23 protein-coding genes and 1 tRNA gene are annotated in these 18313 nt (G+C 61.3%); 11 read left to right on the plus strand and 13 right to left on the minus strand.

What is annotated here, in order from left to right; translation table 11 throughout:
- Genes CN933_RS04975 through CN933_RS04995 form a run of 5 tightly spaced genes read left to right on the plus strand, consistent with a single transcriptional unit; the run spans nucleotide 1 to nucleotide 5273 of the window.
- Entirely contained in the window at nucleotides 1-849 is an 849-nt protein-coding gene (locus CN933_RS04975; protein WP_018095017.1) for an IclR family transcriptional regulator, read from the plus strand.
- Nucleotides 846-2015 carry an acetyl-CoA acetyltransferase gene (locus CN933_RS04980; RefSeq protein ID WP_018095016.1) on the plus strand — a complete coding sequence of 390 codons (1170 nt, stop codon included), beginning with the start codon at nucleotides 846-848 and terminating at the stop codon, nucleotides 2013-2015. Before CN933_RS04975 ends, CN933_RS04980 begins: the two co-directional genes overlap by 4 nt.
- Nucleotides 2012-3661 carry an acyl-CoA synthetase gene (locus tag CN933_RS04985; protein WP_018095015.1) on the plus strand — a complete coding sequence of 550 codons (1650 nt, stop codon included), beginning with the start codon at nucleotides 2012-2014 and terminating at the stop codon, nucleotides 3659-3661. The genes CN933_RS04980 and CN933_RS04985 overlap by 4 nt, the downstream gene beginning before the upstream one ends.
- Nucleotides 3658-4419 (plus strand): SDR family NAD(P)-dependent oxidoreductase, encoded by a 762-nt coding sequence (locus CN933_RS04990; RefSeq protein WP_018095014.1) that lies wholly within the window; start codon nucleotides 3658-3660, stop codon nucleotides 4417-4419. The genes CN933_RS04985 and CN933_RS04990 overlap by 4 nt, the downstream gene beginning before the upstream one ends.
- Nucleotides 4416-5273 (plus strand): PCC domain-containing protein, encoded by an 858-nt coding sequence (locus tag CN933_RS04995; protein ID WP_018095013.1) that lies wholly within the window; start codon nucleotides 4416-4418, stop codon nucleotides 5271-5273. Before CN933_RS04990 ends, CN933_RS04995 begins: the two co-directional genes overlap by 4 nt.
- 16 nt (nucleotides 5274-5289) lie before the next feature.
- Here the strand turns inward: CN933_RS04995 and CN933_RS05000 are convergent, their stop codons facing one another.
- Both CN933_RS05000 and CN933_RS05005 read right to left on the minus strand, forming a co-directional pair.
- Nucleotides 5290-5553 carry a hypothetical protein gene (locus tag CN933_RS05000; RefSeq protein WP_018095012.1) on the minus strand — a complete coding sequence of 88 codons (264 nt, stop codon included), beginning with the start codon at nucleotides 5551-5553 and terminating at the stop codon, nucleotides 5290-5292.
- A gap of 155 nt (nucleotides 5554-5708) precedes the next feature.
- Nucleotides 5709-6356 (minus strand): outer membrane protein, encoded by a 648-nt coding sequence (locus CN933_RS05005; RefSeq protein ID WP_018095011.1) that lies wholly within the window; start codon nucleotides 6354-6356, stop codon nucleotides 5709-5711.
- A gap of 261 nt (nucleotides 6357-6617) precedes the next feature.
- Here CN933_RS05005 and CN933_RS05010 point away from each other — a divergent pair, with 261 nt between their 5' ends.
- Nucleotides 6618-7619, plus strand: coding sequence for a GlxA family transcriptional regulator (locus CN933_RS05010; RefSeq protein ID WP_018095010.1), 1002 nt, complete (start codon nucleotides 6618-6620; stop codon nucleotides 7617-7619).
- A gap of 214 nt (nucleotides 7620-7833) precedes the next feature.
- Here the strand turns inward: CN933_RS05010 and CN933_RS05020 are convergent, their stop codons facing one another.
- The 3 genes from CN933_RS05020 to CN933_RS05040 all read right to left on the minus strand — a co-directional run bounded on the left by CN933_RS05020 (nucleotide 7834) and on the right by CN933_RS05040 (nucleotide 10184).
- On the minus strand, nucleotides 7834-8145 hold the full coding sequence (locus CN933_RS05020) for a hypothetical protein (RefSeq protein WP_018095009.1): 312 nt from the start codon (nucleotides 8143-8145) through the stop codon (nucleotides 7834-7836).
- Between the two features lie 325 nt (nucleotides 8146-8470).
- Nucleotides 8471-8878 carry a DUF1236 domain-containing protein gene (locus CN933_RS05030; protein ID WP_003530981.1) on the minus strand — a complete coding sequence of 136 codons (408 nt, stop codon included), beginning with the start codon at nucleotides 8876-8878 and terminating at the stop codon, nucleotides 8471-8473.
- 904 nt (nucleotides 8879-9782) lie between these two features.
- A complete protein-coding gene (locus tag CN933_RS05040) occupies nucleotides 9783-10184 on the minus strand; it encodes a DUF1236 domain-containing protein (RefSeq protein ID WP_018095005.1) in 402 nt (133 codons plus the stop codon).
- 217 nt (nucleotides 10185-10401) lie between these two features.
- Here CN933_RS05040 and CN933_RS05045 point away from each other — a divergent pair, with 217 nt between their 5' ends.
- Entirely contained in the window at nucleotides 10402-10701 is a 300-nt protein-coding gene (locus tag CN933_RS05045; RefSeq protein WP_026168599.1) for a hypothetical protein, read from the plus strand.
- A gap of 73 nt (nucleotides 10702-10774) precedes the next feature.
- Here the strand turns inward: CN933_RS05045 and CN933_RS32510 are convergent, their stop codons facing one another.
- The 6 genes from CN933_RS32510 to CN933_RS05075 form a co-directional block, all read right to left on the minus strand.
- A complete protein-coding gene (locus CN933_RS32510; RefSeq protein WP_018095003.1) occupies nucleotides 10775-11014 on the minus strand; it encodes a hypothetical protein in 240 nt (79 codons plus the stop codon).
- Nucleotides 11015-11466: 452 nt separating this feature from the next.
- A complete protein-coding gene (locus tag CN933_RS05055) occupies nucleotides 11467-11730 on the minus strand; it encodes a hypothetical protein (protein ID WP_018095002.1) in 264 nt (87 codons plus the stop codon).
- A gap of 39 nt (nucleotides 11731-11769) precedes the next feature.
- Nucleotides 11770-11913 carry a hypothetical protein gene (locus CN933_RS05060; RefSeq protein ID WP_164866908.1) on the minus strand — a complete coding sequence of 48 codons (144 nt, stop codon included), beginning with the start codon at nucleotides 11911-11913 and terminating at the stop codon, nucleotides 11770-11772.
- Between the two features lie 179 nt (nucleotides 11914-12092).
- Nucleotides 12093-12272, minus strand: a complete 180-nt coding sequence (locus CN933_RS05065; protein ID WP_018095000.1) for a hypothetical protein — start codon at nucleotides 12270-12272, stop codon at nucleotides 12093-12095.
- A 19-nt stretch (nucleotides 12273-12291) separates the two neighbouring features.
- A complete protein-coding gene (locus CN933_RS05070; protein ID WP_026168598.1) occupies nucleotides 12292-12597 on the minus strand; it encodes a hypothetical protein in 306 nt (101 codons plus the stop codon).
- Nucleotides 12598-12975: 378 nt separating this feature from the next.
- Complete coding sequence (locus CN933_RS05075; RefSeq protein WP_018094998.1) at nucleotides 12976-13221, minus strand: membrane protein; 246 nt, start codon at nucleotides 13219-13221, stop codon at nucleotides 12976-12978.
- 180 nt (nucleotides 13222-13401) lie between these two features.
- Between CN933_RS05075 and CN933_RS05080 the strand changes: the two genes are divergently transcribed.
- The gene (locus CN933_RS05080; protein ID WP_018094997.1) at nucleotides 13402-13698 is read left to right on the plus strand and encodes a hypothetical protein; all 297 of its coding nucleotides are present in this window, start codon (nucleotides 13402-13404) and stop codon (nucleotides 13696-13698) included.
- 124 nt (nucleotides 13699-13822) lie between these two features.
- Here CN933_RS05080 and CN933_RS05085 read toward each other — a convergent pair.
- Nucleotides 13823-13898: transfer RNA gene (locus tag CN933_RS05085), tRNA-Lys, on the minus strand.
- Between the two features lie 240 nt (nucleotides 13899-14138).
- On the opposite strand from CN933_RS05085, the gene CN933_RS05090 reads away from it, so the two are divergent.
- A complete protein-coding gene (locus CN933_RS05090; RefSeq protein WP_026168597.1) occupies nucleotides 14139-14882 on the plus strand; it encodes a cytochrome c biogenesis CcdA family protein in 744 nt (247 codons plus the stop codon).
- Between the two features lie 198 nt (nucleotides 14883-15080).
- On the plus strand, nucleotides 15081-16043 hold the full coding sequence (locus tag CN933_RS05095) for an AEC family transporter (RefSeq protein ID WP_018094996.1): 963 nt from the start codon (nucleotides 15081-15083) through the stop codon (nucleotides 16041-16043).
- Here CN933_RS05095 and CN933_RS05100 read toward each other — a convergent pair.
- The gene (locus CN933_RS05100; protein ID WP_018094995.1) at nucleotides 16011-17222 is read right to left on the minus strand and encodes a UbiH/UbiF family hydroxylase; all 1212 of its coding nucleotides are present in this window, start codon (nucleotides 17220-17222) and stop codon (nucleotides 16011-16013) included. The two genes, CN933_RS05095 and CN933_RS05100, sit on opposite strands and share 33 nt — an antisense overlap.
- 344 nt (nucleotides 17223-17566) lie before the next feature.
- On the opposite strand from CN933_RS05100, the gene pcsA reads away from it, so the two are divergent.
- Entirely contained in the window at nucleotides 17567-18292 is a 726-nt protein-coding gene (gene pcsA, locus CN933_RS05110; RefSeq protein WP_018094994.1) for a phosphatidylcholine synthase, read from the plus strand.
- Nucleotides 18293-18313 lie beyond the last annotated feature (21 nt).

Genomic DNA, 18313 nt, shown 5'->3' on the forward strand with positions numbered 1-18313 from the left:
ATGGGCGATGCGGCCGACAGGGACATGACCGGTTCGCAAAGTGTCGATCGTGCGGCCAAGCTCCTGTCGCTGGTCGGCCGCCAGATGGACGGCATGTCGCTAAGCGCCGTCGTGGAGCAGAGCGGCCTCAACAAACCAACGGTTCGCCGCCTCCTGCTTGCCCTGATCAGGGCCGGCCTCCTGGAGCAGGACGACCGCGATCGGCGCTACTATGTCGGTGAAGAAGCGTATGTGCTCGGCACCCTCGCATCGAGCCGGCACGGGCTCCTGCGCCTGTCGACGGAAAGCCTGCATCGCCTGGCGCAGAAGACCAGCGACTCCTGCTTTCTCTCCGTACGCCGCGGAGCGTCGTCGGTCTGTCTCCACCGGGAGGAGGGGAGCTTTCCGATCCGCACCCACGCACTCCAGGCGGGCTTCGTGCACCCGCTGGGCGTCGGCGCCGGCTCTCTGGCCATGCTTGCGGCTCTTCCCGACGAGGAGGTTTCGTCCGTTCTGGACCAGAATGCCGCCGTGCTCGAGGAGCAGTTTCCGATGCTCGGGCCGGACGAACTGCGCCGCCGCGTCGAGCTTGCCCGCGCTCAGGGCTATGCGGTCAATCCCGGCCTTATCCTCACCAACTCCTGGGGTGTGGGCGTCGCAATCCGCTATCCCGGCGGCGGCGTCGCCGGGGCCATCAGCATTGCCGCCATCGACAGCCGCATGCAGGAGCCGCGGCAGAGCGAATTGGCAGCTCTTCTCAGGCAGGAAGCTTCACGCATCGAGAGCAAGCTCGCCGAGCAGTTCCGTGACCGCGGGACGCGACACATAGCCTCCATTGCAAGACCTCTCAAAAGGAGATTGTCCAGATGACCAAGGCGCAGATCGTAGGCTGGGCCCACTCCCAGTTCGGCAAGACCGACTACGCGGACACAGAGGCGCTGATGGCCGCGGTCGCGGCGCCGGCACTTGCCCATGCCGGTCTTGCCGCCTCGGATGTCGACGGCATCTTTGTCGGAGTCATGAATGGCGGCTTCTCCAAGCAGGAGTTTCAGGCCGCACTTGTCGGCATGACCGACGAGGCGCTTGCTCACGTCCCGTCCGTGCGGCTTGAAAATGCGTGCGCGACAGGCTCGGCGGCGATCTATACGGCGATGGACTTCATCGAGGCCGGCCGCGGCCGCATCGCGCTCGTCATCGGTGCCGAGAAGATGACCGCCGTTCCGACGGCAGCAGTTGGCGATATCCTTCTGGGCGGCAGCTACCGGAAAGAGGAAGGCGACGTGGAAGGGGGCTTTGCCGGCGTCTTCGGCCGCATAGCACAGCATTACTTCCAGCGTTACGGCGACCGTTCCGAGGAACTTGCGATGATCGCGGCCAAGAACCACGAAAACGGCGTAGCCAACCCTTACGCGCATATGCGAAGGGATTTCGGTTTTGCGTTCTGCAACACCGTTTCGGAAAAGAATCCGATCGTCGCGGCCCCCTTGCGCCGCACCGACTGCTCGCTCGTCTCGGACGGGGCGGCCGCCCTCGTGCTCGCCGACGCGGACACGGCTGCGACGCTGCAGCGGGCAATCGCCTTCCGGGCCCGCAGCCACGTCAACGACGTGTTTGCGCTCAGCCGCCGGGACATGCTGGAATTCGACGGGCCACGGCGGGCCTGGAAAGCGGCACTTTCCGTGGCCGGCGCCACGCTGGACGATCTCTCCTTCGTCGAGACGCATGACTGCTTCACCATAGCCGAGATGATCGAATACGAGGCGATGGGACTGACCGCACCCGGCGAAGGCTACCGTGCGATCCGCGACGGAACCACCACCAGGAGCGGAAGCCTGCCGGTCAACCCCTCCGGCGGCTTAAAATCCAAGGGTCATCCGATCGGCGCGACGGGGGTCTCGATGCATGTCATTTCCGCCATGCAGCTTATGGAGGAGGCGGGTGAAATGCAGATCCCCGGCGCCGTTCTCGCCGGCATCTTCAACATGGGCGGCGCTGCCGTCGCAAACTATGTCTCCATCCTGGAACGGGCGAAATGACGAGCAACGAACCGCAGGGCGGCGTCACCCCCGTTTCGACGCGAGTCATGAACCTCGGCAATTTCCTTTCGCAGGCAGCGAGACGCAATCCGGACGAGATCGCCCTCGTTCACGGCGATCACCGGTGGCGCTGGAACGAGCTGGAGGCGCGGGTCGACGCCATGGCATATGCGCTCGTCCATGAGTTCGGCGTGCGCAAAGGAGACCGGATTCTCGTCCACTCCGCCAACTGCAACCAGATGTTCGAGTCCATGTTTGCGGCGTTCAGAGCAGGTGCGGTCTGGGTTCCCACGAATTTCCGCCAACTGCCGGAGGAGGTCGCCTATCTGGCTCAATCGAGCGGTGCCAGGCTGGTGATATTCCAGGCCGCCTTCGAGGCCCATGCCGAAGCATGTCGAGCTGCGGGCGAGCAGATCGGATCATGCATCCCGATCGGCGCGTCACGGGTCGGCGAAGACTATGACGCGATCGTTGCGCGCAATCTTGGAAAGTCGATTTCGCCCGTTGCCGTCGATCGCGATGATCCATGCTGGTATTTCTATACGTCCGGCACCACCGGCCGCCCCAAGGCTGCCGTGCTGACGCACGGGCAAATGGCCTTCGTCATCAATAATCATATCGCCGATCTCTTTCCGGCTACGACCCATCGCGACCGGTCGATCGTCGTTGCGCCGCTGTCGCACGGCGCCGGGATCCATCAGCTGTGCCAGGTCGCACGGCGCGCAACCACGATCCTCTTGCCGTCCGAGAAGCTCGACATACCGCAGTTCTGGGCCCTCGTCGAAAAATGGAGGGTCAACAACCTCTTCGCCGTACCGACTATCGTAAAGCTGCTCATCGAGGATCCGTCCGTCGACCGGTACGACCACTCGTCGCTGCGCTATGTCATCTATGCCGGTGCGCCGATGTACCGTGCCGATCAGAAAAAGGCGCTGGAAAAGCTCGGCGCCGTCCTGGTGCAGTATTTCGGGCTCGGCGAAGTGACGGGAGCGATCACCGTCCTGCCTCCCGCCTTCCACAGCGCGGAGGACGGCCCGGATGCGCGTATCGGCACCTGCGGTTTCGAGCGGACGGGCATGCAGCTGCAGATCCAGGACGACGACGGCAACGAAGTCCCGGCGGGCGCGACCGGCGAGATCTGCGTGATCGGCCCGGCGGTTTTTGCCGGCTATTATCGGAACCCCGAGGCCAACGCCAAAGCGTTTCGCAACGGCTGGTTTCGTACCGGCGACCTTGGCCATGTCGATGCGCAAGGCTTCCTTTACATCACCGGCCGCGCCTCCGACATGTTCATTTCGGGCGGGTCCAACGTCTATCCGCGCGAGATCGAGGAAAAGCTCCTGATGCATCCGGATATCAGCGAGGCGGCGATCGTCGGCGTTCCCGATCCGGTCTGGGGAGAGGTCGGCATCGCGGTTTGCGTCGCACGTGACGGTGCCTCGGTCGACGCGGCGGCTCTGAGGGAATGGCTGGACGGGAAGATTGCCCGCTACAAGCTTCCGAAGAAGATCGTGTTCTGGTCCGAAATGCCAAAATCGGCCTATGGCAAGATCACCAAGAAGCTGATCCGCGAGGAACTCGAACGGCGCGGCGAACTGGACATCGGTTCCGTTGGCATCGGGGAGCGCAGGAGTGCTGCCCCATGAGCGATGGAATGAAATCCGTACTCGTCACGGGAGGAGCATCCGGTATCGGCCTCGAAATAGCGAGGCTTCTCAACGATCGCGGCTGGAGGGTCTATCTGGTGGATCGCAATGCCGATGCGCTGGCGGACGCATGTCGCGCGATCCCGATCGATCCCGCGCAGGCAATCGCCTGCAGCGTCACGGATGAAAAGGAGGTCGCATCGGCCATCGAGACCGCGGCGGCGAGGGCACCGCTGCGGGCGGTCATCAATTCGGCGGGCATCGCGATCGACAGGCCTGCCGTCGAGACGAGCGTCGACGATTTCCGCCGCATTCTGGACGTCAATCTGACCGGCACGTTCATCGTCTGCCGTGAGGCGGCGCGTCATTGGCTGACGACGGCCACGCCCGGTGCAATCGTCAACATCTCCTCCGTATCGGGTCTTGTCGGCAACAAGGGACGCGCCGCCTACGGCGCCTCCAAAGGCGCGGTCAATCTGCTCACTTACATTCTCGCGACCGAGCTCGGACAGGATGGAATTCGCGTCAATGCCATCGCTCCCGGTGCCATCGACACGCCTTTGTCGCGTGCCGTCCATACGGATGACGTGCGTGCGCAATGGCACGAGCGCATCCCCCAGCGCCGCTACGGTTCTTCGGGCGAAATCGCGGCCAGCGCGGCGTTCCTGATCTCGGAGGAGGCGAGCTATATCAACGGCCAGGTGCTGGCGGTCGATGGAGGATTCGTCAACGCCGGTCTGGCTTTGAAAGGACGATGATGCGGAGCCTCCGCCAACCCGGCGTGCCGTTCACGCCGAGGGTGATCTCTCTCGGGTGCCACGCCGAGAAGACGCGATTGACCTTCAAACCGGGCCGGAGCGTGCTCGAAGCCGTCCACGAGGCGCTCGCTGAAAAAGGCTGCGACAGCGCGATCGTAGAGGTCAGGGGCGGTGCGTTTGCGCCGCTTGCCTATGTCGCACCGACTCTCTCGCATGACGGTCTTCATGCCGCCTGGTACAGCGACATACATGCGCCTAATGGCCGCGCGCCCATCGAAGATCTGGTCATGACATTCGGCCGGCGCGACGGGGAGCCGTTCCTGCACGGCCATGGTGTCTGGCGGCACGAGGACGGTTTCCGCGCGGCCGGGCACGTGATGCCGAAGGATTCGCAATTCGCCGAACCGGTGGAGGCGGAAGCCTGGATACTGTCGGGCGCCATCATGGATCAGCTGGAGGACAGCGAGACCCGATTCCGTCTGTTCACGCCTGTGCCTCATGCCGCCGCACCGGCCATCACTCCGCGGCGCGCCGTTCTCTGCCGGTTGAAGCCGAACGAACCGATCCATTCGGCGATCGAGCGCACGGCAGCCGAGCACGGAATCGAACGGGCGACGTTGCACGGCATCGGCAGCCTCGTCGGCTGCACGTTCGCCGACGGCCAGGTCATGGAATCGGCCGCTTCGGAATTGCTCATTCGCAAGGGGACGCTTTCACCCGAGCGGAGCGGACAGGCCAAAGCGAAGCTCGACATCGCGATCGTCGATACGGAATGCACCATTTTCGAGGGTGAGATAGCCTACGGCGTTGACGCCGTTTGCATAACGTTCGAGGTGCTGATCGTCGAAGAGTGACGGTCGAGGGCGAGCCTCACTCCTTCTTCGCTGTGTTTCGCCGCTCGAGCAATTGCTGGAAAATATCGGCCTGCCGGTCTGCCGCCGAGCGTATGGCGGCAAGGTGGTCGAGCATCGCGCCGAAGGCGACGAGGAGGAGGCCGCCGGCAATCGCCGGAAAGGCCCAGGGGAGGACGGCGACGAGGGTCCTCACGTCGGGAGAGGGAACCAGTGTCATCGCCAGCAAAACCAGCGTTCCGATGACGATCGCACCGCCCAAGAACTCCAGAAATCTTCCCATCCTTCCTCCCCGTATGTTTCGGCGTGCGCGGTTACATCCCGTCCCGGTTCCGCAACCCCGTCTCCTGATGCCTGCTGCGTCCTCATGGCGGAGCCGATATGCCTCCAGAAAAAACCCGGCGATTGCCGGGTCATTGATCGAAACTCCTGCGGCGATCAGAATTTCACGCCGACGCCGACGGTAAACTGGTGTTGGTCGAGGTCGACATCGACGCCGCCCACATCCTTGTCTCCGAAATCGTTGTAACGATATTCCGCGCGTCCGAAGACGCTGTCGGTGAAGCCGTAGTCGACGCCTGCGCCGATGGTCCAGCCGTTGAAGGTTTCCTTTTCCTTGGACGCGCCGGCGACATCGACGAAGCCGCGCGTTACAGCCCAACCGCCTGTGCCGTAAATCAGCGTCCGGTCGTTTACGGTGTAGCCGAGGCGGGCGCGCACGGATCCGGAAACATCCGTCCCGGTTTCGGTGTTGGACCCGAAGACGGTGACGGTCTCATCGTTCCAGTTATAGCTGACATCGCCCTCGACGCCGACGACCCAGTCGCCATGCTGATAGTTGTAGCCGGCGAAGGCGCCGAAGAGGCCGCCGCTGAATTTTTCGGAGGCGCTGCCGCCCGGGACGCTGAGGTCGCTGTTCAACCAGCCACCCCCGCCCTGCAGGCCGAGATAACCGCCCGTCCATACGAAGCTGGATACCGCCTCGACCGTCGGCGCCGGCTCCGGTGCCTGTGCCAAATCGGCTGCATGGGCCGCTCCCCCGAGCAGCGAAGCCCCGAAGACTGCAACAAGCACATTTCTGATCATCACAGATGCCTCCTGTTGTTGCGGCAGAGATTAGCAACATATCGGGAGCGAGTCTGCGAAAAACAACGCCCTCGAACCGCCCGTTCCAGGGGAAAGAAAGAGGGCCGGCGGTTCGTCCGGCCGGCCCTTCCGAAAGTAGCGGAAAAAGGGGAACATCATCTCCGAGCGGGCCTGCAAATGCCCGCGAAGAGATCGATTGCCGGTCGATAATGCCCGAACGCTCGTTTGCCATTTGACATACTGCGCATAAAATTTGACGTTATGCGCATGATTGCGAACCGTTCTGCACAATCGCCGATTGAAGTCGTGGTGGTCGTCCTGCCCGAATCGTCGATCATGTCCTTTGCCTCGGTCCTCGATCCGATGCGCGCGGCAAATCGAGTGGCGGGGCACGAGGTCTTCCGCTGGCGGCTTCTGTCCGCCGACGGCCAGGCGGTGATGCTGACCTGCGGCGTGCCGATTGCCGTGGACGGAAGTTTCACCTTGCCCGTCGTGGGAGATCTTCTTCTCATCATCGGCGGGTTCAATCTTCACAGGCACGCCGGCAAGCGCTTTCTCGCGACCCTGCAGGAATGTGCGCGACATTTCGACATCGTCGCAGGCGTCGAATCCGGGTGCTGGCTGCTCGGCCGTTCCGGGCTCATCAATGGCCGCAAGGCTACGGCCCATTGGGAGGAGCTCGAAGATTTCAGCCAGGCTTTTCCGGAATTGGAGGTGATCGGCGACCGTTTCGTGATCGACGGAAAATACTGGACCTCAGGCGGCGCGTCGCCGACCTTCGACATGATGCTGCATCTCGTCTCGGAGAGGCTCGGGCCTGCACTGGCGCTCGATGTTGCGAGCATTTTTGTCTACGACCAGATGCACGGCCCGACGGATGTCCAGCCTTTCGTCTCGCTCGGCCGCATAGAGGCACGCGACCCGGAGCTTGCCGCGGCCATCAGGCTCATGGAGCGCACGCTCGAGCGTCCGATGACCGTCGCGGCGCTGGCGCGCCGGCTTTCCGTCTCGCAGCGCAAGCTCGAAACGCTCTTCGCCAAAGGCCTCTCGACGAGCCCCGGCGCCTATTACCTGCGCCTCAGGCTGCAGGTCGCCCACCGGCTTGTACGTGATACCGGAATTCCGATGCGTGACATCGCCCTGCGTTGCGGATTCGACAGTCTCTCCGCCTTTTCGCGCGCCTATCGCCGCGAATACCGGACGAGCGCATTGAAAATGCGCAGTGCACGTGGCGCAGGCGTTACACCGGACGCATCAGGCTGAGGTCTGTTGAAATTCGGATAGCCCCCGCGGCTTGTTTTCCTCATTCCTGTGCTTGTCACAGGAATCCAGCCAGACCAAGTCCTTGGGCTGAAAGAACCCTTCCCGCGCCGCAGACGCGGCGCTGCTCTCATCCCTGTACAGCGCCGCGCGTCTTACGAGACGCGCAACGGCCGCTGTAGTGATCGAGAGGGGCAATCGACTTGCGCCAAAACGGTCACCTTCGTGCGTGTCCGGTCGACCCGGCAAGTGAGCAGGCCTCTTCGAATTCCTTGACCGTCTCCGGTTCGTTGTCCTCCGGCAGCACGGCATCAGCCATGTCGGCGCGGTCAGCCGAAGCGGCTGCATCGCCTTCGTAGACATAGGACTGGATGTAATAGGCCAGTTCACCCTTCCATACGTTCCTGCCGTCTATCTGCCGGCAAGCCACGGCAGTTTCGAAGTCGGACTGGAGATCATCGACCGTCGCGGTGGCCGAGACGAGACTCGAAGGCGCCGCGAGTGAGGCAATCAACAAAGCGGTAAACATGGTGGCAGCCCTCCGGAAGCGAACCTATGGGGAAACGGCGGGATGATTCCTTGGTTCCCCTCGATAGAGGGCGATTCCGATTCGGAAGGAAGCAGCAATTTTACACGAATCAGTTTTTGCTGAAAAGCGATGTGTATGTGCCACACCATCTCGAAATGCGCGGAAACGAGTGCGTGAGCATTTCCGCGCACCGAAGAAGCGCGGAAATGCTCTGGACCACGATGATTACAGGCCGTGTCGACCAGGATCATGAACATGATCTATAAGTGTGAGCGGGATGCGGTTGAAAAGCGCATAGACTTTCCTCATCCCGCTCCAATGCCTCTTACTGAACGACCTGGACGACCGTGTAGGTTCTTGGGTCGACGATCACGCGTTGGTTGTTGACCACGGCGAACGCGTAGGAGGGGTTCTCTGGAACGGGCGTCAGCGCCACGGTCCGCGGTAGCGGACGACCGACGGCGATCCGCTCCTGCAGCACAACGGTATCGGCGGGAACCGGCTGCTGTCGCACATAGGTTACGACCTGCTGCGGCGGAGGAGCGATAACCGCGCCGGCGACGAGGCCGACCGCGCCACCGATGGCAGCGCCGACGGGACCGCCAACAATAGCGCCGGTAACGGCTCCGCCAGCGGCACCCGTCACCGCACCTTGGTTGGTGTCGTTTGCAATAGCGGGCGCGGCAAAGATGCCCGTTGCGATCGCGGTAACAATGAAGATCTTGGCGTTCATCTATCGTACTCCCTTGATATACGATGATAGAACGACGAATCGTCCAATTTGTTCCTGATCTTACTGAAGATTGAGCATCGATATATAGTACCGATACGTTACCTTGGTGAAATATACCGTGACGGCGGGCGAGTTGCAGCCACGACCCGGCGCCTGGGGAAAGCCCCAGAGCGACGCTGCCCGAAGGGACTACTGGGACGCCGCTCTGGGGCCACTCGCGGGGTCCGCCGTCCAGCGGCGGCTGGCTTTGGACCTCCCGATCTCTCTGCAACAATCGCGGATGGATTTGTTGCAGCCTTCCATGCGAACAATATCGCAACCGGCAGCCCAGCGTATCGGACCTTTGGCCGGCCAAGAGCCTTATGACCCAGGGACCAAAGTCCGGCAGATCAGTGATTTGTCTGCGTCTACGGCCGCATCCGCCGCAACCGCGCACGCATCGAAGCCGCGGCGGGACGTGGAGTTACGGCGATAAAAAAGCCCCGCTCGATGGCGGGGCAGGCACGCATCCGCTTGGCAAACGAAATGCGGGGAAAGATGTAGCTCCAATGCAGCTACGACGCGGACGCTATCTCTGAGCCGAACGGGTGGGAAGGTCTGAATCTCGGTTTCCGGTACGCCGCTGCGAATAAATCCGCGGGAATCCCTGGTGAAGCTGCGAAAAGCCGGGATCGGCTGGCCGCGCCATGGAACGATCTTCTCAGTTCAGCTCAAGCCGAAGAACGACAAGATCGCTATCACGATCACAACGAGGCCGACGAGGTAGATAATCTGATTCATCGATCAACTCCTTTCTTCACGAGTGAACGGCCACGCCGCGGGTAAGTTCCAGGCCGGCGATAAACGCGGGGCCGGCCTGGGGCCTTAAACCGAGCCTGCGAGGGCCGCTCTCACCGCCGTCAGGTCAGTTGATGACCTGAACGACCGTGCGCGATTTCGGCTCTACGATGACACGCTGCTCATTGACCACCGCATATGCATAGGTCGGATTCTGCGGGACCGGCGTCAGCATAACCGTTTCGGGAACAGGCTTGCCGACCGCGATCGGCTGCTGAACGACGACCGATGGCGGTGCCGGCTGCTGCTGAACATAAGTGACCACTTCGGGGGGAGGCGGCGTAAGTGCGCCGCCGAGCGTGGCGCCAACCACCGCGCCGACCCCGGCCCCGATCGGGCCGCCGAGAATGGCGCCGGTGGCGGCACCGCCGACCATGCCGGTTGCCGCGTTGGTACCCTCGGCTTGCTGCGCGACAGCACCGCTGGCGATGAGCGCGACAGTCGCAGTAATAAATACGAGCTTCTTCATAGCATTTCCTCTCGTTGAACTCGTCACTCAACGGGGAAATAAGCAAGCGGTTCCACTCCTTGGACTTTAGTCCGACTCAATGTCGGACGATTTCCCGATTAATCGTGCGGACTTCGGGGATATATTTCCTTGATAGTGAATTTTCTTGAGTAAGGCTCGTTCATCAGCGGTTCAGGCATGATGGCCCAAGCTCATAGGCAGCGAGAAGGAGTCGATGATGAAAAAGCTCTTATCCGCCCTCACAGCCTTAGTCCTGACTGCGCCTTTTTCCCTTCCGGCAAGCGCCGCACCGATATTCGTGCCTGCGCCGGAGCAGGTGAAGACCGACGCTGTCGAGCAGGTCAATCACCGCCGCCATCGCCATTGGCGCACGCAGCGCCACTGGAACAGACGCTACGCTTCGCGTTCCTGCCGCTACTACGGCAGGTGCTATCCCCGCCATTACAGGCACTATAGCTATCGAGACTATCACCGCTACCATCGGCGGCCGGGCGTGACGATCTATTTCAATTTCTAGAGACGGTTCACACGGATGCTAGTCCTTCCTCGAAGCGCATTCGGGGAGGGATTTCTTTTGCGGCGGATGGATGTCATCGGTGCCAACGCGCACCACGAGCATTCCTGCGAAACTTTGCAAGCGATCGTCTGAGTTTCGTCATGTTCTGAGCGACTTGCTCGATCGTGAGCAAGTGCTTTTCATTCTCCAACACGATGGCAGTCCCACATCTCCTGCAAGGGAGTTCGTCGTTCGCTTTCACCCAAGCGACGGGCTTACTGGTCTCATGGCCGCATTCGGGGCAGGGGATACCGATCTCTTCATTATCGAACATAGCAGCACTCCGGTTGAGTGCGAATCACAGCACAACCTATTTCGAGGCGCAATGCTTACTCTCTGACTAAAAAGGGCTAGAAACGGTGGTCGCGACCGCATCCTTATGGGGCATGAGGGAGAGCCAACAGTGCGGTGTGCGGGTGCGTCAATCGGCTGCCCGCGCAGTACCAATGGCCACGAAAAAGCCCCGCACGATGGCGGGGCAAGCCCTCATCCAGTTGCCTTCATTGGACTCGGGGACGCAGCCGGAATGCAGCTGCGCAGAGACGCTATCTGCGGTTTCATCAGCGAGAAAGGTCTGATTCCGCGATTCCGGTACGCCTCTTCAAAATACATGGGCAGGTAAAGCGCTTTTGCACATTTACATCAAGCGCGATTTTCCGCCTACTGATCACATCAGCGGCATCGGCCCGATACCAATCAGAATATCCACGCGCGCGGAACGCAGTGTCAATGAACGGTGCGGATCGACTGATCGAGAAAGCTGCGTATTCCGTCGCGATGGACGGTCGCCAGAAATTCCTGGAAAGCATCGCGGTCGGTAGCGAACAGATCATCCCAGACGGTCGAATATCCCTCTTGATCGACGACCTCGAGCGTCCAGTCCGCGTTGGTGCCGGCCGGGCGATATATGCCGATGGTGACCATGATGTCGTCGTCGACAAATTCGCCGGAGAACTCGGAAAACTCGTACTGCTGTTCGTTTTCGGTCATCGATCTCTTATAGCATGTGGGAGTGCCGAGGGGCAGCCTTCATGACGTCACCCCCGTATGGATGCAGGTATATCTGTTCGGGTCCCAGGTGCCGTCCTGACAGGGGACATCGGCAATGCCGGATACGAGCAGGAACAGCAGCAGCACTGCGATCAGAGTGGCCGCCAGGGCGAGTAGTCTCATGGCGCGCACGTTACGCTTCAATATTGCTTACTCCAGACCACGCCATGCTGATCTTTTCAGCGTTCAACTGAAGACAAATAGCAGCCAAACGAGCACAAAGGCGGAGATGATGATCACTGCCACCGCAATCAGTTCAACTCTTCGTCCCATCTTCTACGGCCATTCGGAAAATCATGTTGCTAACTTGGGGCAAACAGCAGAACCACAGCGATAACGGTCAACAACGGCCCCATCCAGCGAAAATGCCTTGTGAGTTGAACGAGCCACGGCGCTTGAGTATTCGTCTGGACGAAGCCAAAACCTGCCGCTGTCATCCAGAGACCGGCGCCAAACATGATTATCTGATCGATATTGGCCATTGTCACAGGTTCGAACGTGTTACTTGGTCGGCTTCACAAGCGAGATGACCCGCGGCTTAGACGGCGCGTCCAGCCATTCGATCCACGTGTCACGTTCCTCGATCGTGTCGAAAAACCGCCAGAGCTTATACTCTTCTTCGGTGGTGTCCAGCATCTCGCCAACGGTCACGAGTTCCAGGGGCAATGTCACCTCGTTGCCGTCGAACCGAACGAAATAGAGCCCCTCTGCAGCGAGTCGGATCACTTGACCGGTGGAGTAACTCCCATCGGCGGCGTCGACCGTAAAGTACATGCCGGTCAAGGTTTCGAAAATTTTGCTGCTCATCGGTTTCACATGCCAGTTCAGGAAATGGGAATCAGAGGTTCGCCCAGGCCGCCGGCAAACGCAAGAGATCACCACGATAGACTCGGCGCCGCGTCGACAGATCAAAGCGACGACCACGGAGGCAGCGATGGACGCGCGCGCTGGAAGGTACTTCAGGTGGCTTCTGTGGAACATCTGCATCGCCGCGTTGACGGCGGCACGAGCCATTGGTCAAACCTCGCCATGGCAGGCAAGCGCTTCAACAACAGCCGCCGCGAGCGCGACTGGCTGAGTTACGCGTCCTGGCGACGCAAAGCGTTTTAGGACCAATCAGAGCTACAGTTTCCAATGGCAGCGCGGTCACCATCTGCGCCCGCACCAGGAGCGCCGGCCGGTAATCTACCGCCAGTAACTCCGCCCGTTGTCGATTGACGATCGGCCCATAACGTAGCCGATTGCGAAGGCGAGGGCGCCGACTGTGAGCGCCAGGCCGGTTGCTGTGTATGGGTGATCTGCGGCGCCGGCCACCACAGCGTTAGCCTCGCGGCTCACTGCGTCGGTGGCTGTCTTCGCTACCTTTCGGACACCAGTGGGCGGTTCGGTCGGTGTCCCGGTGAAGCCGGCGCTCAGTTCGTCTTTGGCCATGTTGTTTCTCCTGCTGGGGAAGGAGGAACCGACGACCGGCGGGGAGGTTCCGGATATCAGTGAACCGACCGGATCTGCGCATTGCGTAGATTCGATTTAGCAGGACACCATCAACGCACCCATTCATCAGCAGTTCAGCCTCCACGGTGCAATCTCATCCGCACCGAGGAGGATCCCTTCATGAGAAAGTTTTTGTCGGCCCTCACAGCCGCAGTTTTGGCTGCGTCCTTCGCCTTGCCTGCGAGAGCCGCGCCGAGCTTCGTGCCTAGGCCAGAGCAGGTGAAGACGGGCGCGGTTGAGCAGGTCGACCACCGACGCAACTGGCGAGACAGCCATTGGAACAGGCGGCACGCTTGGCGTTCATGCCGCTACTACGGCAGGTGCTTCCCACGCTATGACTACACCCAGAGCTACGGCTACCGCGACGATTACCGCTACAACCGTCGACCGAGCGTCAATATTTACTTGAATTTCTAGCGGCTCGCCGACGCGGGCTTAATGCAAGGCTGTGATTCTGGTGCCGACGCCAAGTTGGCCGGGTGGCGGAAGGCGGGGGTAAAGCTAGAAAGATCATGCAAAGCGTTGTTTAATTGTCTTTTTATGGTGAGCGCGCAGGGATTCGAACCCTGGACCTACTGATTAAAAGTCAGTTGCTCTACCGGCTGAGCTACGCGCTCCCATGCCGGGCTTGCAGGCCCGGCGGAGTGGCCGGACATATGCACGCAGGCTTTGCGCCGGTCAACCCAAAAATTGCACTAAACCGTCATTATGGGTTCGAAGCGAGCGGCCCTGTGCGCGGCCGTCCCCGTCGGTGCGGCCATGGCTCGGTGCGTCAAAATGATCGCCAAAAGGTGATTGGTTTCGCTCCATACATGCGGGTAAGAAGGCGGCAAGTCGAGTGCCGGAGTTCTGATACCTTGTCGATTGCAGATATTTCCATCTGGACCGCCGTTCTGGCAGGTGCTCTGTCCTTTCTCTCGCCCTGCGTCCTGCCCCTGGTGCCGCCTTACCTGTGCTATATGGCAGGCGTTTCCGTCGACCAGTTCCGGGACGGAAATGCCGTGGCAACCGCAAGCACGCGCAGGGCCGTCCTGCCGGCGGCGCTGTTCTTCACGCTCGGCTTTGCGACGGTCTTCGTGGCGCTCGGGGCGGGCGCCTCTTCGATCGGTCTTTTGCTCAGGCAGCATCTCGATCTTCTTTCGCGCATAGGCGGGATCATCATCATCGTCATGGGATTGCATTTCCTCGGGGTCTTCCGGATCGGCCTGCTTGCCCGCGAGGCACGTTTCCAGGGTGGCAAGCCGGCGACCCTGTCTGGTGCCTATGTCATGGGTCTTGCCTTCGCCTTCGGCTGGACACCGTGTATCGGCCCGGTGCTGGGCACCATCCTGGGTGTTGCCGCCGCGCGCGATACGGTCGCCGACGGCGCTGCTCTGCTGGCGATCTATTCGCTCGGGCTCGCAGTACCGTTCTGGATCGCGGCGGGGTTTTCCAGTGCCTTCATGCGTTTCCTTTCGCGTTTTCGCCGCCATCTGGGGCTCATCGAAAAGCTGATGGGCGCTCTGCTCGTCGCCGCCGGCCTTGCTTTCCTCTTCGGCTTCGTCAGTTCCGTCGCGATCTGGTTCCAGCAGACCTTCCCAATTCTCTCCCAAATCGGCTAAGCACGCCCAGCTACAGCTTCCGGACGGAAAACGTCACCCACTTTTCCCGGAAGCGCTGAGTCTTAGAACAACGCACTTCCGGACGGAAAACCGCTAGGCACTTTTCCTGGAAGCGCTGAGTCTTTAAACAACGCACTTCCGGACGGAAAACCGCTACACACTTTTCCTGGAAGCGCTCCAGCAGCGGCGAGGGAGATCATGGCGGAAATCACGGGTCTGGTGCTGCCGTTCTTCGGCCTCATCTTTCTCGGCTACCTGACGGCGCGCCTCGTCGACCATCCGGGCGAGGCGATGGGCTGGCTGAACACGTTCATCGTCTACCTGGCGCTGCCGGCGCTCTTCTTCAAGCTGGTATCGCGCACGCCGGTGGAGGAGCTTACCCGTGCCGATTTCATCCTGACCAGCGTAGGCACGACCTATGTCGTCTTTGCGCTGATCTTCGCCATAGGGCTGTTCCTTCGCCGCAATACGGTTGCCGAGGCGACGATGCAGGGCTTCGCCGGTGCTTATGGCAATATCGGCTACATGGGGCCCGGCCTGGCGCTGCTGGCTCTCGGGGAGACGGCGGCCGTTCCGGTGGCGCTGATTTTCTGCTTCGAGAATGCAGCGCATTTCACCGTCGCTCCGGCGCTGATGGCGGCTGCGGGTGGCAGCAAGCAGAAGCCTGCAGTCCTCGCGCTGGGCATTGCGCGCCGGATAGCCTTTCATCCATTCATCCTGTCGACCTTTGCCGGCGTCGCCGCGGCTTTTCTCTCTTTCGAGGCCCCGCTGCCGCTGCAGCGGCTGATCGACTACCTGGCGCAAGCGGCGGCGCCTTGCGCTCTGTTTGCGATGGGGGTCACGCTTGCGCTGCGCCCGCTTAAGCGTATTCCCGCGGAGATCGGTTACATCGTTCCGGCGAAGCTCGTGCTTCATCCGGTGCTCATGTATCTGGCGCTCAGCCTTGGCGGTGCCTACGACCGCATCTGGGTACAGACGGCAGTGCTGCTGGCTTCGCTGCCGACCGCAACAAATGTGTTCGTGATCGGCCAACAATACGGCGTCTGGCAGGAGCGGGCATCGGCGACGATCCTCATCACGACGCTGCTCTCCGTCGCGACGGTCACCGGGCTGTTATACCTCATACGCTCAGGCGCTCTTCCGGCGGATCTGTTCCCGTAAGCCCTCCTTGAACGCCTGCAGCGCGCTGCCGGGATGAATTCCCTCGCGCATCAAAAGTCCGCGCAACGGGCCCGCAGAGGAGAGGAGATGCAGGCCGGCCGCACGCAAGGCCTGCACAGGCAGGAAATTCGAGAGCAGCGAACGGTTGAGCAGGTCGACGCTCGCCGTACGGCTGAGAATATCGGCGCGCCGCCGTCCATCGAAGCGGTCGCCTGTGTCTACCGGCAGGCGGCTGCCGGTTGGCCGGCCGACGAGATCGACAAGGGTCATGATGTCGCGAAGACTGAGGTTCAGCCCTTGGGCCCCGATCGGCGGAAAGGCATGGGCGGCTTCGCCGACGAGCAGGACGCGGCCCTTGCCGAAACGACGGGCAGAAAGGCCGGAAAGCGGAAATGATTGCGGCATTCCCTCTGTCGTGACTTTGCCGAGAATCGACTGCATCCGATCCTCGATCGTGCGCGAGAGGACATCCGGTGCAAGCGTCAGCATCTCCTCGGCATCGCGAGGCTTCCGCACCCAGACGAGGCTCGAGCGATTGCCGGGAAGCGGCACCTGCGTGAACGGACCGCTTTCCGTATGGAACTCGGTCGAAACGTCCTGATGCGGCAGTTCATGGCTGAAATTCAGGACGATAGCGGCCTGCGGATAGGACCAGGTGCGAACGCCGATCCCGGCCGCCTCCCGCACGGCCGAGCGTCGCCCGTCGGCGCCGACCACCAGATCGGCAGTGATCGAGCGGCCATCGCCAAGGCCGATCCGAATCTCTGCGCCGTCGATGTCTATTCTCGTTGCAGCGGCGGTCGCACGCTCGAGCGTCGGCAGTTCCGCTTCGTGCCTTTCCAGAATCTCGAGGAAGGGGGCGTTCGGAATGTTGTAGCCGAAAGCCTCGAGGCCTACTTCGGAGGCGCGGAAATTGACCGGGGGCGCCCGAAAAAGCCGCCTGGTCCCGTCGAGGATGTGGATGGCGACGAGCGGTGCCGTCAGCGGCTCGACCTCATCCCAAAGATCGAGCTTCCTCAAATATTCGATCGACTGGTCCATGAGCGCGGTAGTGCGGCCGTCGGCGATGGCAGGCCGCGGGCCGACGAGCGCAACGCGGTGACCTTCGCGTGCAAGAGCGATGGCCGCCAGAGAGCCGGCAAGCCCCGCGCCGATTATTGCGATGTCATAGTGATCCATGGCCGACAGGACCTCCCGTGCGGTTGCCCGCTTTCGTCTCAATATTGCAGCCTGAAGTGCCCGCGTTCATCCGAAGTCCTTCAGCGTGCTGGTTCATGCCCGCAGCTTCGGGCGACATGCATTAGTTCTAGCCGCTTACCCCATTGAAATAAATGGGCAGAATCACCGCAGGGGCATGCGCCGCATGTCCACAGGACAATACCGCCTCAAAGCGGCGAACGGTTGGAATTTGCTGGCGATGCTCGGCAAAGGGTGCATATTACGGCCAAAGTGGTGCCGGTGCTGAAAGAGCGGCTGACTGGCGGCGCAGAGGGACCGGGACAAGGGACAGGGCGGCTTCGCACATGAAGTTCTTCAATTACAGACGCGTTCCTTACGCGGAAATCCGCGCCTTTTCCGTGCATATCCTTACAGCGTCCGGATCGTTCCTGGCCTTTCTCGGCGTCGTCGCTGCGGCAGAGCGCCGCTTCGTCGACATGTTCTGGTGGCTCGGTCTGGCCTTGCTCGTCGACGGCATCGACGGGCCGATCGCCCGCAAGGTCCAGGTGAAGGAGGTGCTGCCCAACTGGTCGGGCGATACGCTCGACAACGTCATCGATTACGTGACCTATGTGCTGCTGCCGGCCTTCGCGCTCTACCAGAGCGGCATGATCGGAGAACCCTGGTCGTTCGTGGCCGCCGGAGCGATCGTGGTTTCGAGCGCGATCTACTATGCGGATATGGGGATGAAGACGGACGAGTATTTCTTCTCCGGATTTCCGGTCGTCTGGAACATGGTCGTCTTCACCCTTTTTGTGATCCAGGCGAGCGAAGTCACTGCATCGATTGTGGTCTTCCTCTCCGTGATTTTGACGTTCCTGCCCATCAACTTCCTGCATCCGGTGCGTGTGAAGAGGCTGAGACCGCTCAATCTCGGCGTCTTTCTAGTCTGGTCGGTGCTCGGCATGTATGCGTTGCTCCTGCATTTCGAGACCCCGCCCTGGGTTGTGGTGGGCGTCGTGGCAACCGGGCTTTACCTCTACGTCATCGGTTTCATACTGCAGATATTCCCGAAACTCGGGCGTGCCTGAGCGCGATCGGTTAGGCTCGGC

Origin of the sequence: Sinorhizobium sp. M4_45, from assembly GCF_002885915.1 — a bacterium.
Lineage (GTDB): Bacteria > Pseudomonadota > Alphaproteobacteria > Rhizobiales > Rhizobiaceae > Sinorhizobium > Sinorhizobium meliloti_A.

What these genes read in the sequence shown, in the direction of transcription:
- CN933_RS04975 (WP_018095017.1), top strand. Translation starts at nt 1, where the DNA reads ATGGGCGATGCGGCCGACAGGGACATGACCGGTTCGCAAAGTGTCGAT.
- CN933_RS04980 (WP_018095016.1), top strand. Translation starts at nt 846, where the DNA reads ATGACCAAGGCGCAGATCGTAGGCTGGGCCCACTCCCAGTTCGGCAAG.
- CN933_RS04985 (WP_018095015.1), top strand. Translation starts at nt 2,012, where the DNA reads ATGACGAGCAACGAACCGCAGGGCGGCGTCACCCCCGTTTCGACGCGA.
- CN933_RS04990 (WP_018095014.1), top strand. Translation starts at nt 3,658, where the DNA reads ATGAGCGATGGAATGAAATCCGTACTCGTCACGGGAGGAGCATCCGGT.
- CN933_RS04995 (WP_018095013.1), top strand. Translation starts at nt 4,416, where the DNA reads ATGATGCGGAGCCTCCGCCAACCCGGCGTGCCGTTCACGCCGAGGGTG.
- CN933_RS05000 (WP_018095012.1), bottom strand. Translation starts at nt 5,553, where the DNA reads ATGGGAAGATTTCTGGAGTTCTTGGGCGGTGCGATCGTCATCGGAACG.
- CN933_RS05005 (WP_018095011.1), bottom strand. Translation starts at nt 6,356, where the DNA reads ATGATCAGAAATGTGCTTGTTGCAGTCTTCGGGGCTTCGCTGCTCGGG.
- CN933_RS05010 (WP_018095010.1), top strand. Translation starts at nt 6,618, where the DNA reads ATGCGCATGATTGCGAACCGTTCTGCACAATCGCCGATTGAAGTCGTG.
- CN933_RS05020 (WP_018095009.1), bottom strand. Translation starts at nt 8,145, where the DNA reads ATGTTTACCGCTTTGTTGATTGCCTCACTCGCGGCGCCTTCGAGTCTC.
- CN933_RS05030 (WP_003530981.1), bottom strand. Translation starts at nt 8,878, where the DNA reads ATGAACGCCAAGATCTTCATTGTTACCGCGATCGCAACGGGCATCTTT.
- CN933_RS05040 (WP_018095005.1), bottom strand. Translation starts at nt 10,184, where the DNA reads ATGAAGAAGCTCGTATTTATTACTGCGACTGTCGCGCTCATCGCCAGC.
- CN933_RS05045 (WP_026168599.1), top strand. Translation starts at nt 10,402, where the DNA reads ATGAAAAAGCTCTTATCCGCCCTCACAGCCTTAGTCCTGACTGCGCCT.
- CN933_RS32510 (WP_018095003.1), bottom strand. Translation starts at nt 11,014, where the DNA reads ATGTTCGATAATGAAGAGATCGGTATCCCCTGCCCCGAATGCGGCCAT.
- CN933_RS05055 (WP_018095002.1), bottom strand. Translation starts at nt 11,730, where the DNA reads ATGACCGAAAACGAACAGCAGTACGAGTTTTCCGAGTTCTCCGGCGAA.
- CN933_RS05060 (WP_164866908.1), bottom strand. Translation starts at nt 11,913, where the DNA reads ATGAGACTACTCGCCCTGGCGGCCACTCTGATCGCAGTGCTGCTGCTG.
- CN933_RS05065 (WP_018095000.1), bottom strand. Translation starts at nt 12,272, where the DNA reads ATGGCCAATATCGATCAGATAATCATGTTTGGCGCCGGTCTCTGGATG.
- CN933_RS05070 (WP_026168598.1), bottom strand. Translation starts at nt 12,597, where the DNA reads ATGAGCAGCAAAATTTTCGAAACCTTGACCGGCATGTACTTTACGGTC.
- CN933_RS05075 (WP_018094998.1), bottom strand. Translation starts at nt 13,221, where the DNA reads ATGGCCAAAGACGAACTGAGCGCCGGCTTCACCGGGACACCGACCGAA.
- CN933_RS05080 (WP_018094997.1), top strand. Translation starts at nt 13,402, where the DNA reads ATGAGAAAGTTTTTGTCGGCCCTCACAGCCGCAGTTTTGGCTGCGTCC.
- CN933_RS05095 (WP_018094996.1), top strand. Translation starts at nt 15,081, where the DNA reads ATGGCGGAAATCACGGGTCTGGTGCTGCCGTTCTTCGGCCTCATCTTT.
- CN933_RS05100 (WP_018094995.1), bottom strand. Translation starts at nt 17,222, where the DNA reads ATGGATCACTATGACATCGCAATAATCGGCGCGGGGCTTGCCGGCTCT.
- pcsA (WP_018094994.1), top strand. Translation starts at nt 17,567, where the DNA reads ATGAAGTTCTTCAATTACAGACGCGTTCCTTACGCGGAAATCCGCGCC.